Raw genomic sequence first — 15,490 nt, forward strand, 5'->3', positions numbered from 1 at the left:
TTACAATAAACGTAAAATAGCGTTAAGCCTGTTCGGCTCGGGGTTAAGGCGCGCCAGGCAGGTCAAAATGAATGGCTTGGCCGGTAAAAAGATTTTTGGCGGCGGCCACTGGCTGGCTAATTTCTCGCAACACTACCGCCACACGTTTGGCCGGATACATCTCACCACCGACCAATGTTACGCTGCTAACACTTTCTACGCGGAAAAACGACCGCGGCGCATAGAGATATTCCTGCTCGGTGACGACGGTACTGGCTATGGGATAAGGCAGCGGAAGGCACGTGGCACCGTCTTTGATTTTATAATAAATCAATGTCTGTACCTGATTTTCCGCCGCTTCTTCGGCGGTCTGTTCGGTAAACAAGCGTGCATAGGTATCCTGCGAGGAGACACTCATCAATGCCGGAAAATTAGTCACAATTTCGCCCGGCCCCAGACTGTCGCCCCAGGGATTAACCTGATTGGCTTGGTACTCAGCCACGCGCAAATATTCACCGGCCTGGCGAGGCAGCGGGCTGGCAATCGCGTCCAGCAAGCCCATAAATACCATTTTCTCCGCATGATCCCAGCGTGATACCGGATGGTTTTGATGCAGATGAACATTGATTTCGGCGTTGATCGGGGACAGCCCTATTTGCGCCAGATTTTTTTGTCCATCGTGATAACGGGTTTTATCGCCTTCTATCATGCTCCATACCCGCATGGCCAGTTTTTGGTTGTTAGGCAGGGCGTTAAACATCTCGATATAGGCCTTGCGTTCCAACGGCGTTTGCTGCAATGGGATGCCATGCTCGGGAAACAGGATGGTCTCAGCCTCGCGGGAGCCATAGCTTTCAATTTGAAGATATTGCGGATTAGGATACTGCGGCAATGGCATCACGATTAAATCATCATAGCTGAGCTGCGTATTCCACACTCTTGCCGCCCTGCCGCTCCCTTTACCGCCTAGCCCTTCCTGCAATATATTTTTAAGGTTCACCGCCGCTTTTTTCGGTACCCTAACCAGTTCATTCTTGCGCGTCAGCGTATATTTTATGCCGCTCGCCTCCCCCGACCGGGAATCAACCAGGAGATAAATGGTTTTGCGCCGGTAAGTATCGCCGTTTAACGGGATGATGGGGAAATAGCGCTGGGTTCCTTTCAACCGTGCGGTTTTATAAACAACGGGCTTTACCGCGTTACCGCCGGCATGTGCGAGCACGTCCAGTTTTGGCAGGATGGGCGCAATGTCCGGCATAAACCCGGCGACGGTTTTTAACGCGGCAACAAGCCGCCGGTTCACTGCCGCCCCGGCATGGAACATGACCTCCACCATGGCGGGATCGGCAAAGCGGGCTAAGTCCACCGCCAGGCTGATAAGCGCCTTTTGGCTCAGTTCGCCGGCGGCGGGCACCATGGCGTGGCGGACAAAATGCCGGGCACCGGCGGTTAACGCTTCGGTCAGGGACATCCTGGCCGCATAACTGGCCAGGCTGATACGCACCGCTCCGGCGGTCCCTATGCCGCCCTTCAGGGCCATACGGGAAACCAACGATCCCGCCTTACCCAGTAATGGCATCAGGCTGAAAACATCAAACAGGCAGGGAACTACCGCTTCCCTCGACTGGGCGATAATTCCGGAAATACAATCATGCAACGGTACTAAAGACGTTATCCCCTGCAGCACCTTTTCCTGAGTGGTGGCGTCGTAACCGCCTTTATCCAGTTGCAGTCGCAGATCATCCTGCGCCAGCCTGGACAAACTCAGAATTAAATCATCCAGTTGTTGCCCTGTTTTTTTTAATGTCGCGGCCTCGCTGGCTCCCGCGATGATTTTCAGGACATAATCCTGGTCTTTACGCGGCGTGATGTCATCCAGTAACGCATAATAATGACGCGGGTCGCGGTCGATGCGTTTTAAGCCGTAGGAAGTATCGCGTCGGTCAAGCGCAAAAATGTGTTCATCAGCGCCAGTAGTGGAGAACAATACCGCGCTTGCCGATAAGGGAATGATATAAGTACTACGTGGAATGGTATGCGCTCCCAACACGCCTCGATATTGGTCATAAGCGGAAAAATGCGCGCTAGCCACCTTAACGGTGTTATTTTTAAGCAGTTGCAAATCCGTTGGGGACAGCGTGGCAAAGGCTTCCGCCAGCGTCAGCACGTCCACCGCGCGGAAACAGTCGACGATATGTTGATTTTGTTTACGAAACAGCTCATTAATATCAGGCAATAACTCAATGAGAGGATTAGCACCCGCGCTATTTTTTAAACAGCTATACTCATCGTGATTATTTTTATAGCTCTCCACATCAACGGCGTAATGACCGGTAGCCTCAGGCGCGCAGCGCTGATGTAAAATATCTTCGGCTAATTGGGTACGGGTGCGATAACCCCGCATGGCCTCGCTGAATTGGTTGAATGGATTATTACGTTCCTTTAGCAACCGGCTATCGTCGAAGAACTGCTCCACCGCCAGCCGCCTGACGGCGGGGTCGTCCATAACATACCTATCGTTTACCGGTTTGCCGTCAACAGTTTTATTTACCAGGAAATAAATGCAGGCGGGACGGATGAAAAAGCGGATCAGGCCGGGCGAAACCGTATCGGAAAGCAGCATGGCCTCCAGGGCTAAACCTAAGGATGACAGCGCCTGTCTAGACCATTGCTCCGCGTCAAGATGCATTTCCTGAGCAAATTGCGCGCCTGCGTGCAGGTAGACCCAATCAATGTCCCCGATATCATTCATCTTTACGGCGGTATTATCTGCCGGCAAGCCAAGCGTGGGCATAACAGGCACGATGATGTGGTTAAAAATAAAGTTGACCGAAGCCGCCGTCAGGGTTTTGAACATAGCAAAATGCTGATCAATCTTACGGTTTAATCCAGCAATATCAATCGCAAGACGGGGTTTTTCGCCATATTTCCCCGCCCCGGCATTAAGAATAATCTGCGCGATAAAATTATCCACCGTACCGTTGAGCACATTGCCGGCAACCCAGCTTTTTACCTGCCTCAATTGATAGTTAACGCTGAGATTTTCCCCCGGTTGGGCGCCAAACTCACCGGTATTACGCAATAATACCCGGGTTAATCCCGCTAAGCATTCTCCGGGCAGTGGCAGGCAATCGATCACCCGGTTTATCAGTGATTCTATTTGCGCGCCATCGTCCTTTCCCTGCCGGGAGACGACCTGCAAATAATTGGCGACATTTTCATTTTGTTTCGCCAGCGACGGCCTGTGTGCGGCTTTACGGCCCGCCGGCTGGCATTTGCCGCCAGGAAAAGATACCGCGCCGGTGTCTGTGCGGGCGGGGACGGCTAAGGTTGTAACAGACATTGCATTGGCATCCACAGGATAATGAGCAGTGCTGTTCATCCTGTCCGGACGCGATAAGGCGTCATGATAGACTCCCGGCACGGCGATAAACCGAGATGTGTTAGAGACGTTACCATCAACCCTAGGGGTATCAGGCAGCATAGAGTGAGACAAGTACAAATAACGCAGCAGGTTATGCCCCAGCGTGGATTTGGATTTGCTGGGTCGGATGAACTGGTGGGCCGGTACTGGGTCGGTATTATTCAAAGACTTGATGGCGCTGAATAATTTCTTGGTTTCTACAATACCTTCATTGGTGGTTTCATTTTTTAGCAATTCATTTAACGATGTAATTGTTTCGGCGTTATTAGATATATACATATTAATCCTGAATAATGAGGAAAAATAGAAGAATGGCCATTATCACATAACTATTGGCGCTCATTAGAAATATCACACAAGCCAGTATTACAATAGTTATTCACCGAGACATAAAGCCATTTTGTCTATTTTTATAATCACTCAGTTTATTTTAATAATTATATATTCATCAAACAAATTGCATCAGCACCCTGGGAATTAACCCTTCACTTTATTCCGTTGTCCAGGCGTGCCTGAGCCGGGGAAATTGCGATCAACCACAAGCACGCCGCCTGTCCGCCTTAGCAGGCTTAATAGGGATGACGTGGCAAATTAACCTCGCGCCGGGCATCACGGCGCAATAGGAATTAAGTACCGATCGCGGGCGGCTAGCGGTAGATTGTGGCATGCCGCTTAAGTCCGCGCAGGAGGTGTTTCGCCTGGCATAGCGCGGTGTTTTAGTCAGCAGCTTCGTTACGCTGGTTAAAGTGCGAGAGCAATCGCGTTTTGGCACGCCGGATTTCATCGGCGTCGGCATACATGACCGGTATGCTCTCCTGTGCGCGGTAATTTTCGGCGCCGATTTTGCTTATCAGAGTTATGGTTAATAACTCACCGTTACTGGTTTTCTCGGTGGTAAATTCCACTGTTTTATCCTAAGTCGCGTTATTTTGTCTTGCCCATTATAGCACCGCTGTTTGGTAATACCGCACAGGTTCCCGTCTTACATTCACCCAACGGCTCAGCGGCAGCGCCGGAGAAGGTCGTTAAGGGATGCGGCGCGCCCGTTCAAAACCGGGTAATGAAGCGGGTCAATCCTTACGGACGGTCATCATCATGCCATATGCCGGTGCGTAATGTCGCCGCAGAAAACTCCACATTGCGCCCGCGCCAGGGCAATGCCTGTCGCATACGCCAGGCGCTGACCAGTTTAAAACACCAGTAGCGCTCCGCGCCCTGTACATTCTCGCCGCTTGCCAACTGCCAGACGATCCGGGTTTCTCCCTGCAGATGCAAAATATCCCCCTGGGCAAAATCGATAAATACCAGCGCCGCGCGCGGTTGCGCCAGTAAATTACCCAGCGTGTTCATATAACGGTTGCCGCGAAAATCCGGGATCCACAGCGTTTCGTCGTCCAGATAAATAAATCCCGGCTTGCCGCCGCGATGTGAGATGTCCACCCCGCCCTCCGCCAGCTCAACGTGTGCGGCGCTGGCGACAAAGCAGGTATCGGCCTGCGCGATAAGGGTTCTGGCATCCTGGTCCAGAGCGCCGAGGCGCTCGATGGGGAAAAGGCGCGCGGGCGCGGGGTACAGCTCGCGTCGCTGGATATATTGCGGGCAATTGCCGAAGCTCTGGCGCGCAATAATCTCAATGCGGTTTTTATCCGTGCGCCCGACGAAACCGTTAACACGATTGCGGCGGCGATTGCTGAAATCCAGCCCAAGCGCGCCGACTGGGCGGCCGGTTTGCAGCGCGGCCTGGGCGGGATCGTCCAATCGGCGCTGTGAACTGATACGCAAATGCGTAGCGTCCGGCGCGCGCACGAACCCTTTCGGACCGCTAAATACCGTGGCAACCGGCCAGTCATGATCATCAAGCGTCGCGACAAACAGGTATGGCAGCGCGGCAAAAAATTCGCGGTGCTGCTCGGGCATGGTGGAATAAATGCCGCCGCTGACGGCGGCAAAGCCGGCCAGCGCCTGGGCGCGCAATTCGTCGGGATGAAACATGCTCACTCCTCCTGGGCGGTTTGCGGCAGCGGCAGCGACGGCATGGCGAAGAAACCTGGCAGCGCGGCGATGCGGGTGATCCAACGTCGGATTGCCGGATAGGGCGCCAGCGAAATGCCGCCTTCCGGCGCCGCGGCCACGTAGCTATAGCAGGCCAAATCGCCGATGGTGGGCTGGTCGGTGGCCAAAAACGCCCGTTTAGCCAGATGTCGTTCCATCTGCGGCAGAAAACGCCCGCTGATGGCCAGCGCCGCCGGATAATCCTCAGGCGCGGCAAATTGCACCACCATCCGGCTGGAGCCGGGACCATAGCGTACTTCCCCGGCGGCCCTGGACAACCATACCTGTACCTGCGCCGCCGCCAGGGCCTCCTCGGGCAACCAGTGGCTGCCCGGCGCGTAGCGTTTTACCAGGTACACCATAATGGCATTGCTGTCTGTCAGGATCTTATCCCCATCAATCAATACCGGAATCTGGCCAACCGGATTCAGGCGCTGGAAATCGGCGGTGCGCCGTAGGGCGGCCGGGGCGTCGATAACATCATAAGAAAGCTTAAGCATACCTAGCAGCAAGGCCACGCGATGGCAGTGCCCGGAATGCGGGGTAGCGTAAAGTTGCAACGTTGGCATAAATACCTCCTGATGTGGTCTCTCCAGAATACTCTTGCGTTATGTGGAAAAAATGCGGGAATATGGCAATTGATAATTTCATTTATCGGAATAATTTATGGACCGGTTAGATGAACTGACTATTTTTGTGGCGGTAATCCAGCACGGCAGTCTGGCCGGCGCGGCCCGTAAGCTGCACCGCTCCGCTCCGGCGATAACCCGTGCCATTGCCGCGCTGGAGCAACGGTTCGGCGCCAGATTGGTGGAGCGCACCACGCGGCGGCTGGCGCCGACCGAGGCCGGCCTGCGGCTGGCGGAGCGCGCCCGCGCGCTGTTGAACGATTACCAGGACGCGGTAATGGATACCGCTGAAATTCAGCTCACCGGTTTGCTGCGCATCACCTCTCCGGTACAGTTCGGCCGCCGGCATGTGGCGCCGGTGGTACTGTCCTTTCTTGAACGTTATCCGCATATCCAGATTGAGATGCTGCTGAACGACCGTAATCTCGATATGATCGATGAAGGGCTTGATGTGGCGATACGCATCGGCCATTTGCAGGATTCATCCAAAGTCGCGCGCAGGCTGGGCGAAGTCACACGGGTGATTGTAGCCAGCCCGGCGTATCTGGCCCGGTGCGGGGAGCCACGGGAACCTGGGCAGTTGGCCGATCACGACACTATCGTCGGCACCCTACGCCCCGTTTTGCGTGAATGGCGCTTCGGCCCGCATGAAAATAGCGACCGGGTAAGGTTAGCGCCGCGCCTGCTGCTCAATGATATAGAAACACAGCTGCTGGCGGCGCGCGCCGGTAAAGGCATTACCCGGCTGCTGTCTTACCAGGTGGCGGACGACCTGGCTGCCGGTACCCTGGTCCGGTTGCTGGCTGGATATGAACCTTTGCCGCTGCCGGTCCAGCTGGTGGCGAATAATGTGCAGCGCATGCCGCCAAAAGTCCGTGCGTTTTGGGATTATGCTTATCAGCAGCTCAGCCGATTGGGGCCGATACAGCCGCAGGGAATGTAACCGCCGCCCCCCAGGCTGACAGATGATGCGGATCACGCCAGGCGGAAATGCGCATCAAAAAGGGGCCTACTTATGCAGACTGGCCGCAAACCTCGGCCAGTGCTATTTCCTCTGGTTCAATCATAGGGGATGCGTTTTAATTCCTTCACTCTCTCCTCGTTAAGTTTAGTGACGCATTCATTAGTAAAAACCTTATACGGATTACTGTTTTTCTCGGCAACATGGGCCACCAGCTTGCAGTGATTCTCCCGGTAATTTAGCCAATTCCGCTGCGCCGCTAAAAATACGGCCTGGTATTCTTTTTTTACCTGCGCTTCGTTGGCGAAAACGCCGCGGATGCGTTTTTTCGCTGCGGCATATTCTCGGTTAAGCGCTTTCTCGGCGGCCACACGATTATCCAACGCACAGATATATACCTCAGAATCGCTGTTTTTCTTCGAACAATCAGCCGCCGCATGCGCTGCCCCGCTTAAGCATGTGAAACAAACGATCGTTCCCATTACACATTTTCGTTCCATTTCAACCTCGATATTACTGATATTTCCTGAGGTAATTCGCGCGCTGGCGACCCTTTTCATAAACCTTTAGCTGATCGTTAGTTTCAATGAAATGAATTAAAGCTTTAATATCATTACCCATACAGGCTTTCATTGTTCTTTCGAAGCCCAGGCCCTTATAGACAAAATCGACGGCGATGTCTCTGATAGCCGGTTTCAGCGCCTCCCAGGCGGTTCTTGCGGGGAAGCGCGCCGTTTTATATTCATAAATCGCTTTGGCCCGCAAAACATATGCCGGGTATACTATCTCGAACAAGCGAGCCTGCGCCTCGCGGCTAATAACGCCGCATTCTTTTTTATGTTTAAGTACAAATTGCTGCGCGGACACCCCCTGAAGCAAGTTAGCACGCGAGATTATTTCTGCCCGGTCGGCGGGAATGCCCGCACGGATTAACTCTGCAAAAATCGTTTTCTTGTTGCGGCCGCCCATATCGTAGCCGCGGCCCAGGGTCACACCGGAAACACCCTGGGGCCAATGCAGCTGCCGGCTAAAATAGAGACTGGAGGGATCATCATTGCCTTCGGCGTCAAATGTCACCTGCCCGGCGCTGACCGTCAGGCGCCCAGAATCAGCATGTCCGCTTTCCTGGCCTGTCGCTGTTGGCGAGTCAGGTGAACGACCCGCGGATAATTCTTTTAGCGTTTTGCCGGTTGAAGTGATCATCCCGTCAGGATGAGGGGGAGACGTGGTCTGAAAACGCTTCATCGCCCGGATGGTTTCATGATTGCAAGCGCCATCATTCCTGATTGAAAACCCGTTGGCTTGCAGCAGAGTTTGCACTGCCGCCACTTCTGCCGGATTATTTACGCCCCCATGACCAACGGACCCTGATATACGCATCATCACCTCCATTTGACTGCTGCAATTATCGGATTTAGTTCCAATGTACTTAATGGCCGTGGCAGATACATCCCTAAATGTATTTTTCTACAAACCCGTTTCAGAAGCATTGATGAATAAACCGAATTTTTATATTTTCCCGGTTAATGTCCATCATCAATAATTCCGTTAATATTCACATGAATTACGGATCATTTAAAAACATGGTTACAGATTTCATAGCGACGTTGTTTATTGCGTCTTATTCACTATCATCGCGCGGAAGACGACAACGGGGCTACGAGCAATACTGGCAGCGCCAGGTCCTTTGACCCAACCGTGCCTGAATCCCTGCGCTGCCCATGATCAAGCGCGGCTGTGGTGGAAAAAAGTCAACGCCGTCGCTGCCTAGAGAGGGTTGAATGCCAGAACCCTCAAGGCAGTTTGGCGAGCCGCACGGTTTATCCCGCAAACAAAATAAATTCGAGCGGCCCCACTATGCCAACATGGGCAACACTGTTTTACTATGCCGCGGGTTGATTCGGTGTATTAATATTTTGGTCGCAGGCTGCCTGCCGCAAGACAACATCCCGTAAGACCTGACTATTTTTTATACATAAAGTATAAATATTTCCCTTAAGTCGCATATTTGCCACTAATAAAATTATTTAATGAATTACTATGCACTCAAAATAAAAATCCGACAAAAAATTTTAATTTACAAGGGCTATGTGTGACTTTAATTTTTAATAAAAAATAGAAATATAAATCGGAAGGGTTAGCATCTGATTTGTATGATAATTATACGAAAAAAAAATTATAATTACACGATTTTATAGGGGAAATTAATTTTAATGCAAATTTCCCCTCGCAATAGGGCTATACTTAAAACATTAAGAAACATAATCATTACTCACTTTACATATGAACTTCATATGGGATGACGAAAAGGAATCTTGAACGCTAAAACACCATCATTGCGCTAAATCGTCATACTACTAAAACGGTCACCTGTCAGCTCGCGCCACGGACACCTGCGTGAGAGCTGAGTTATGCGGTAAGCGTTGTTTTACGAAGAATGAAACAACCCTCAATAACGCCATGGCCCTGTGCTACGCCAAGCGCTGGCGTGTATTATACAAACAGTTGTTGCTGATAAATAGGATCATTGTGATTTTAAGGAGACAACAGAATGGATAGCAAAGAAATTTGTAAACATATTCATGATTTTAACTTCTCTTATTTATACCTGGCGCAACTCCTGATAAATCAGGACAAGACCCTGGCAATGTTCCGCCTGGGTATTGATGACGCCATGGCTGATACACTGAGAAATTTGCTGCCCGCCCAGATGAGAAAGTTATCGGAAGCCAGCCAGCTGTTATGCTTGTTTCGTTTCGATGAGTCTCAGACCATCAGATTGTTAACATGGGATTCCCGGGTGGACGACCTGCAACAACTTCATACGGGTATTTTACTGTCCGGGTCGTTAATAAAAAATACAAGCGCAAAAATAATACCGTTGCCCCACAAAAAAGTACATCTATGATGAGCAAAAGCATTGTCCAGGAAGCAAAAGATATCCAGATAGCCATAGCACTTATTACCCTGGGCGCCAGGCTACAAATGCTGGAAAGTGAAACGCAGATAAGCCGCGCAAGATTAGTCAACTTATATAAAGAGTTGCGCGGTAACTCGCCGCCCAAAGGGATGCTGCCTTTTTCTACCGACTGGTATATGACATGGGAGCAGAATATGCACTCATCCACATTTTATAATATATTTCAGGTATTAAAGAAAAACGGTGACGCCGGCGATCTCGTGACAATTATCCAGGCGTACGGTTTGTATCTTGAGCAATGCCCGCTGTTGGATAATGAACCACCGCTTCTGAGCATAACCCGAGCCTGGATTTTGGTGCGATTTATGAATAGCGGCATGCTGCAATTAACGTCGTGTAATCATTGCCATGGCAAATTTATTACCTATGCCCATCATCCAATTCATGGATTTGTCTGCAGCTTTTGTCAACCACCGTCGCGTGCGGTAAGAAAACGGCAAAGCATTTCGGCCTTGCCGATGGTACAGTACTAAATGCGTGCCAAATCGTCACATTCAATCATTCTTAATGAGAAGCATAAAGGCTATTTTAAATGGCCTTTTCCTTCTCTTCATAAAATCAAACAGGCCGGTCATTACGCTCCCGGCCATTGTTATACATGTTAAGCTATCAAATGCCGTTGATATTGACGCCATGTGAATTTTCAGGATTGGTTGCAGAAGATTCCGCGTCGAGCAGGCTTAAAACACCAGGCTATTTACATTATGAGTGCATATCTCCTGCATCGGCCTCATGCACCCTTTCATTCACTGCCGTTTACAGCAATCCATACCCGTTTGCCAAGCCGTCTCGCCCCCCTTTACCGATCCCAGTTTGTCATCAATATCCAGCCTCCGGTTCCGTTTGATTGCTGAAGACGACTGAAACTGATAAACCACGTCGCTTCTTTCTATAAAAAAAGATCGAACACGCTTCACGCTGTTAAAAAAACTATAAATACAGTAAGTTAAATAGATCATTTGAAAAGGTGTCTACAAAATGGCTACCGTAAATCATGACGATGGCCGCCTTGCCTATACTCAACATTATTGAGGATGCCAAGGTTGTTCAGGCGGACGGTACGAATTATTATCTATGACACGCTTCTCCCAAACTAACTTGCCGAACCTAGTAACTCCCCTCCCGTAACATGCTCTTTACATGATGATTCATAGGTAAGCGGATGACGAACTCGCCTTGCCGTCCGACATAGACCTGACGATGCTGACTGCCGTGCCCATCATACTGATTTGGCAATATAGGGAACCGTTATGGAACCATTGAGGCACGCTCTGTCATTATACAGCCTCACACATGTTTCTCTTTTTGCATTATTAGCGGGTTGTTTTTGCAGGCTAATCTTGTCGGCCGGGCCGTCGGGTCCGGCTATTTTTTGACACCCAGGCAGGTTCCGTTTGCGGTGTTCTTCCATCAGCGAGTGACGGGCCGGCAGAATGCCGCAGGTTACCCACCCGGATTACGTGAAGCTGTTTTCAGCGTAGGGCAACAGTGATCCTACCCAGCAATAACGGACACAGCCCTAAGCGAGATTCTTTCGTTCCTATTGTTCCGGGCTTAGCCAACCATTGGCACTGTGCCGACGGTATCGGCCAGTGGCAACGCTTGCTTGCGAAATTCGGGCGTGTATTAATTACGTGGCTTATTTTTAACAGCTGTCGATTTCGTCATGGATCACCTCCGTCAATGAGTTTACCCCACTTAACAGCGTGTCCGTCAAATCTGGGTAGGATCAGTTTAGACCGGATATCAGTTTTCGGACAAATGTCGGGCAACTTCGGATGTTCAAATCTTATTCATATAAATCAATGACATAAAAAAGACCGAATACTATTCACGTTGATAAAAATACAATAAGTTAAATAGATTATATCAAAAAGTGTCTACAAAATGGCTACGGTAAACTATGACGGTGGCCGCCTTGCCTACACTCAACGGCAAATCAGCAACTAGGCGGTCAAATATCGCGGTTACCAACAGTGAAATTGGTAGGCCTTGATGGCACGTCAATATCTTTTGCTCAGTTGGTTAGCACAGCTTAGGCTTAGCTTGGGTACCAGGCGGTCATGTCCCCTCAGTAAGGGCTGTGGCAACGCATACGCACCTTATCTTATTGATAAATATGTGATTAATAATGATAAGAAATTATGTTCCAGTACCCTACTCCCATAGACGCATTTTCTCTTGATAGGCTGTATGCTATCATTGCGGGATACGATAAAGGAGGTGCCTATGAAATCAATATCCTATGAAGAATTTCAGCAAAACCTTCCCTACTGGCTGGCCTATTTACGCGATGGCGGAGAATTATCCGTCAAGCAGGCAGCGCAAAAAGCTGTTAAACCTTCTGCTAATGATGCTACCTCTGACCGAGGCAAAGACATAGCTATTTCATCTACGTCTGTTGGAGTGATGCATAGTAGAAAATTATCGTTTAAGGATGCGCTTGAGACCACAAGAACCCGGCATGCTAATACCATAAAGATTCTGGGTGATAAATAATGGATTTTGATTTTCTGACGCAAGAACAAGTGATTGAAATCCAATTTTTGACGCTGCCGCAATCAGGCCAACCGGATATCAATAACTTGCCGGGGCGTTAAACCGCGTCGAGACTTTACATTATTATGAAAATTGCGATGACGTCTTTAAATTGGCCGCCATGTATTTGATCGGCATCGCTAAAGCACATGCGTTTAATGATGCTAATAAAAGAACTGCGTTCCAGGCAACATCCGTATTTCTATTGATGAACGGCATTGAATTAAATGAATCACTTTATCTGGTGAAGCTGACTCTTTTTTCTGCTATGGATCAGGCCAATATAGAGGAAACGACCTTTGCTTTACGTCTGCTGTCTAATTATATGAACGAATTATTAGAAGAGAATATTGATAGCTGTGCTGAGTAGTTTCACTGGTGTTATGGCTAATAATATAATGCAGATTAAAGAAACGCTGCAAAGGTAAGTCTTCTCCGCTAACAAATTACCGAATACTATTATTATCCAATAAAGTACTTAAAAATCATGACTTGACATAACTAAATAATTAAGTGCCTACAAAATGGCTACACAATCTCTCAGGGATTTTTATATCTGAAAATAGCTGGTAGCCATTCCATAAGATTCACGCGACTGCCAACGTCATCCTTTCCGCCCATTCATCAGTACTCATCGCTTCACCAGTACTTCTAATGATCACTTCATCTTCAATCGAATCGATGATGAAGGTTCGAAAACGTCGAGCTTTGTGACAATAACCTTCCAAGTAATAGCCATCAAATTTTTTAACATCCACTTCACGAAAACTATATTCACCTTTTGAGTTTGTATAGTTGAAAGCAATTTGCGCAATATCTTCGTCGATTAATGATTGCGAATGCTTGCGAGTCGGCGCGTTCGGTGATTTGGTGAATTTTCTGCGTTTTGTTGCCAGCGGTTCTTTCAAGTCTTTAACGTTCGGACTTATCTCTTTATCGGCGTAAGACACAGGCTGCGCTTGGCTTGGCTGAGGCCGCGATATGCTGGATTTCTGAATCGCTACGGGTAATCTAGACACTTCCGAGCCGTTGATGATACTGCTGTTCATATTCATTCGGCGACATTTGATCGCTTGAACCATGCCGACGCCACTGTTATAAAACATTTCGATGTAATCAAAAATATCGCTGCGGGCTTCTTCCCGCGTTCCATAGATCTTTTTCTTTATCCGCTCACGCTTTAAAAGCTGGAAAAAACTTTCTGCAACTGCATTGTCGTGGCAGTTGCCGCGTCGGCTCATGCTGCCTTCCAGACCATGTGACTTCAGGAATGACTGCCACTCGTGGCTTGTATACTGACTGCCTTGGTCAGAATGTACCAGTACCTGTTTTCGTGGACTACGGCGCCACAGTGCCATCAGCAAAGCATTCAGAACGATATCTTTCGTCATTCGGGATTGCATCGACCAGCCAATGATTTTGCGGGAGAACAGATCGACGATCACTGCAAGATACAACCAGCCTTCATGCGTCCTGATATACGTAATATCTGTCACCCAGCGCTCATCCGGTGCCATCGGATTAGATTGCCGCTGGAGTCTGTTAGGCGTCACAATGCTTGCTTCGCCCTTGTACGATCTTGGACTGCGATAACCGACCTGAGCTTTTATTCCAGCGCGTGCATCAAACGCCAGACCCGGTTTGCACCACACCGCTCACCCGTATCGCGCAGATCTAGGTGGATCTTGCGATAGCCATATACACATCCAGATTCAAGCCAAAACTGCTTAATCAGCCCGGTCAGCTTCTGGTCTGTGTGGTATCGCCGTGAATGTGGTTGCTGAAGCCAAGCATAAAAACCACTCGGATGAACATCCAGAACGCGGCAGAGCAAACGGACCGGAAAGTCACGACTGTTGTCACGAATAAAGACGTACCTCAGTCGGACAGCTTTGCGAAGTACGCCGCGGCTTTTTTTAATATATCTCGTTCATCAGTAACCCGTTTCAGTTCTTTCTGGAGCCGTCGGATCTCAACCTGAGCATCAGACTGGTCTTGATTTACCGAAGAATCTGGGCCGTACTTCTTTATCCACGCATAAAGACTGTGTGGTGATATCGAGGCGTGTTGCCACGCTTAAAACGGAATGGCCACGACCCCCGACCATCTGGAAGATGCGATCCATCTCAACCCATTAGCCGGTTTGAATGACTACAAAGTGTCTACAGAGCGTCATAGTGGGTAGAATACGGTAGAACAGGATGGGCTTAAGTGACTGATTTATTAGGTAAGTGGTTGATTACCCTACCCTTATAAAAAAAGACCGAATACGATTCCTATATTCGGTCTAGGGAAATGGCTCTTGGGAGAGAGCCGTGCGCTAAAAGTTGGCATTAATGTAAGCTGTTTAGCCTTACACTTGATGAGTATAGAGACGCACAGGGATTTTTCCATCGCCGGCCTCGCATTACCGGCGCTATTGTTTCACCAAATGATAACTTTGTGATATCAAGCACACTTATAATTATTAACATATTAAACTATAAGCTCACTATACATATCCCTGCCCCGCAGCCGGCAAGAGGGTCCTATCCCGGCATCTCAGCCCGGTGCGTTGCACAATTGGCCGGCGCGCTCGACAAACGGCGCGATGCTCATCTTGTGCCCCGGATTAGCAGGGTCGTCCAGCAGGATGGCGTCAATGGGCGTCGCGTTGACCTGGCCGCTGGCCATGGCACGGGTGGCCGGTTCATTGAGGGGATACTGCATCAGGGTGCTCATATTCAGAGCAAACAGCGAGCCGTCCGGGCGGCAGAGCAATTGCACCTCTTCTTTGGTAAAGGCCCATTGCTTGCCGAACTGAAACTTGCTGACGGTGATAATTTGCGCCGCGCTGACCGCCTGGGCGGTAAAGGCTAACAGCAATAACGCGATACTCCGGGTTTTCATGTTTTATCCTACTATTGGACCTGACGCCTGGGCGGCGC

The 15,490-nt window shown here is 49.7% G+C and carries 13 protein-coding genes and 1 pseudogene; 5 read left to right on the forward strand and 9 right to left on the reverse strand.

All coding sequences use genetic code 11. The annotated features are described in order from the left end of the window. Positions 1-43: 43 nt before the first annotated feature. The 4 genes from ACL2XQ_RS14965 to ACL2XQ_RS14980 all read right to left on the reverse strand — a co-directional run bounded on the left by ACL2XQ_RS14965 (position 44) and on the right by ACL2XQ_RS14980 (position 6,024). Complete coding sequence (locus ACL2XQ_RS14965) at positions 44-3,322, reverse strand: hypothetical protein (RefSeq protein WP_413739382.1); 3,279 nt, start codon at positions 3,320-3,322, stop codon at positions 44-46. 797 nt (positions 3,323-4,119) lie between these two features. Then, positions 4,120-4,308, reverse strand: a complete 189-nt coding sequence (locus tag ACL2XQ_RS14970; RefSeq protein ID WP_410015315.1) for a hypothetical protein — start codon at positions 4,306-4,308, stop codon at positions 4,120-4,122. A 172-nt stretch (positions 4,309-4,480) separates the two neighbouring features. Next, entirely contained in the window at positions 4,481-5,395 is a 915-nt protein-coding gene (locus tag ACL2XQ_RS14975) for a pyridoxamine 5'-phosphate oxidase family protein (protein ID WP_413739384.1), read from the reverse strand. A 2-nt stretch (positions 5,396-5,397) separates the two neighbouring features. Further along, complete coding sequence (locus ACL2XQ_RS14980) at positions 5,398-6,024, reverse strand: glutathione S-transferase (protein WP_413722751.1); 627 nt, start codon at positions 6,022-6,024, stop codon at positions 5,398-5,400. Between the two features lie 97 nt (positions 6,025-6,121). Between ACL2XQ_RS14980 and ACL2XQ_RS14985 the strand changes: the two genes are divergently transcribed. After that, complete coding sequence (locus ACL2XQ_RS14985) at positions 6,122-7,027, forward strand: LysR family transcriptional regulator (protein ID WP_410015318.1); 906 nt, start codon at positions 6,122-6,124, stop codon at positions 7,025-7,027. Positions 7,028-7,143: 116 nt separating this feature from the next. Here ACL2XQ_RS14985 and ACL2XQ_RS14990 read toward each other — a convergent pair whose 3' ends face one another. Both ACL2XQ_RS14990 and ACL2XQ_RS14995 read right to left on the reverse strand, forming a co-directional pair. Then, on the reverse strand, positions 7,144-7,527 hold the full coding sequence (locus ACL2XQ_RS14990; RefSeq protein WP_413739385.1) for a lysozyme inhibitor LprI family protein: 384 nt from the start codon (positions 7,525-7,527) through the stop codon (positions 7,144-7,146). A 31-nt stretch (positions 7,528-7,558) separates the two neighbouring features. Next, positions 7,559-8,428, reverse strand: a complete 870-nt coding sequence (locus ACL2XQ_RS14995) for a hypothetical protein (protein ID WP_413728512.1) — start codon at positions 8,426-8,428, stop codon at positions 7,559-7,561. Positions 8,429-9,596: 1,168 nt separating this feature from the next. Here ACL2XQ_RS14995 and flhD point away from each other — a divergent pair. From flhD to ACL2XQ_RS15015, 4 genes are all read left to right on the forward strand, one after another. Next, positions 9,597-9,953 carry a flagellar transcriptional regulator FlhD gene (flhD, locus tag ACL2XQ_RS15000; protein WP_413730517.1) on the forward strand — a complete coding sequence of 119 codons (357 nt, stop codon included), beginning with the start codon at positions 9,597-9,599 and terminating at the stop codon, positions 9,951-9,953. Then, complete coding sequence (gene flhC / locus ACL2XQ_RS15005) at positions 9,950-10,498, forward strand: flagellar transcriptional regulator FlhC (RefSeq protein WP_413730519.1); 549 nt, start codon at positions 9,950-9,952, stop codon at positions 10,496-10,498. Before flhD ends, flhC begins: the two co-directional genes overlap by 4 nt. Positions 10,499-12,254: 1,756 nt before the next feature. Then, positions 12,255-12,524, forward strand: a complete 270-nt coding sequence (locus ACL2XQ_RS15010) for a hypothetical protein (RefSeq protein ID WP_203521212.1) — start codon at positions 12,255-12,257, stop codon at positions 12,522-12,524. Positions 12,525-12,675: 151 nt separating this feature from the next. After that, on the forward strand, positions 12,676-12,933 hold the full coding sequence (locus tag ACL2XQ_RS15015; protein ID WP_413739386.1) for a type II toxin-antitoxin system death-on-curing family toxin: 258 nt from the start codon (positions 12,676-12,678) through the stop codon (positions 12,931-12,933). 217 nt (positions 12,934-13,150) lie between these two features. Here the strand turns inward: ACL2XQ_RS15015 and ACL2XQ_RS15020 are convergent, their stop codons facing one another. From ACL2XQ_RS15020 to ACL2XQ_RS15030, 3 genes and pseudogenes are all read right to left on the reverse strand, one after another. Next, positions 13,151-13,612 (reverse strand): hypothetical protein, encoded by a 462-nt coding sequence (locus ACL2XQ_RS15020; RefSeq protein WP_410015324.1) that lies wholly within the window; start codon positions 13,610-13,612, stop codon positions 13,151-13,153. Next, positions 13,575-14,688, reverse strand: a pseudogene (locus ACL2XQ_RS15025) (IS3 family transposase). The gene ACL2XQ_RS15020 and the pseudogene ACL2XQ_RS15025 overlap by 38 nt, the downstream one beginning before the upstream one ends. A gap of 416 nt (positions 14,689-15,104) precedes the next feature. After that, on the reverse strand, positions 15,105-15,452 hold the full coding sequence (locus ACL2XQ_RS15030; RefSeq protein ID WP_410015325.1) for a YebY family protein: 348 nt from the start codon (positions 15,450-15,452) through the stop codon (positions 15,105-15,107). Positions 15,453-15,490: the final 38 nt, after the last annotated feature.

Source organism: Sodalis sp. RH14, assembly GCF_047324285.1.
In the GTDB taxonomy this organism is placed as follows: domain Bacteria; phylum Pseudomonadota; class Gammaproteobacteria; order Enterobacterales; family Enterobacteriaceae; genus Acerihabitans.

What these genes read in the sequence shown, in the direction of transcription:
- ACL2XQ_RS14990 (WP_413739385.1), bottom strand. Translation starts at nt 7,527, where the DNA reads ATGGGAACGATCGTTTGTTTCACATGCTTAAGCGGGGCAGCGCATGCG.
- flhD (WP_413730517.1), top strand. Translation starts at nt 9,597, where the DNA reads ATGGATAGCAAAGAAATTTGTAAACATATTCATGATTTTAACTTCTCT.
- ACL2XQ_RS14965 (WP_413739382.1), bottom strand. Translation starts at nt 3,322, where the DNA reads ATGTCTGTTACAACCTTAGCCGTCCCCGCCCGCACAGACACCGGCGCG.
- flhC (WP_413730519.1), top strand. Translation starts at nt 9,950, where the DNA reads ATGATGAGCAAAAGCATTGTCCAGGAAGCAAAAGATATCCAGATAGCC.
- ACL2XQ_RS14975 (WP_413739384.1), bottom strand. Translation starts at nt 5,395, where the DNA reads ATGTTTCATCCCGACGAATTGCGCGCCCAGGCGCTGGCCGGCTTTGCC.
- ACL2XQ_RS15020 (WP_410015324.1), bottom strand. Translation starts at nt 13,612, where the DNA reads ATGAACAGCAGTATCATCAACGGCTCGGAAGTGTCTAGATTACCCGTA.
- ACL2XQ_RS14980 (WP_413722751.1), bottom strand. Translation starts at nt 6,024, where the DNA reads ATGCCAACGTTGCAACTTTACGCTACCCCGCATTCCGGGCACTGCCAT.
- ACL2XQ_RS14985 (WP_410015318.1), top strand. Translation starts at nt 6,122, where the DNA reads ATGGACCGGTTAGATGAACTGACTATTTTTGTGGCGGTAATCCAGCAC.
- ACL2XQ_RS14995 (WP_413728512.1), bottom strand. Translation starts at nt 8,428, where the DNA reads ATGATGCGTATATCAGGGTCCGTTGGTCATGGGGGCGTAAATAATCCG.
- ACL2XQ_RS15030 (WP_410015325.1), bottom strand. Translation starts at nt 15,452, where the DNA reads ATGAAAACCCGGAGTATCGCGTTATTGCTGTTAGCCTTTACCGCCCAG.
- ACL2XQ_RS15010 (WP_203521212.1), top strand. Translation starts at nt 12,255, where the DNA reads ATGAAATCAATATCCTATGAAGAATTTCAGCAAAACCTTCCCTACTGG.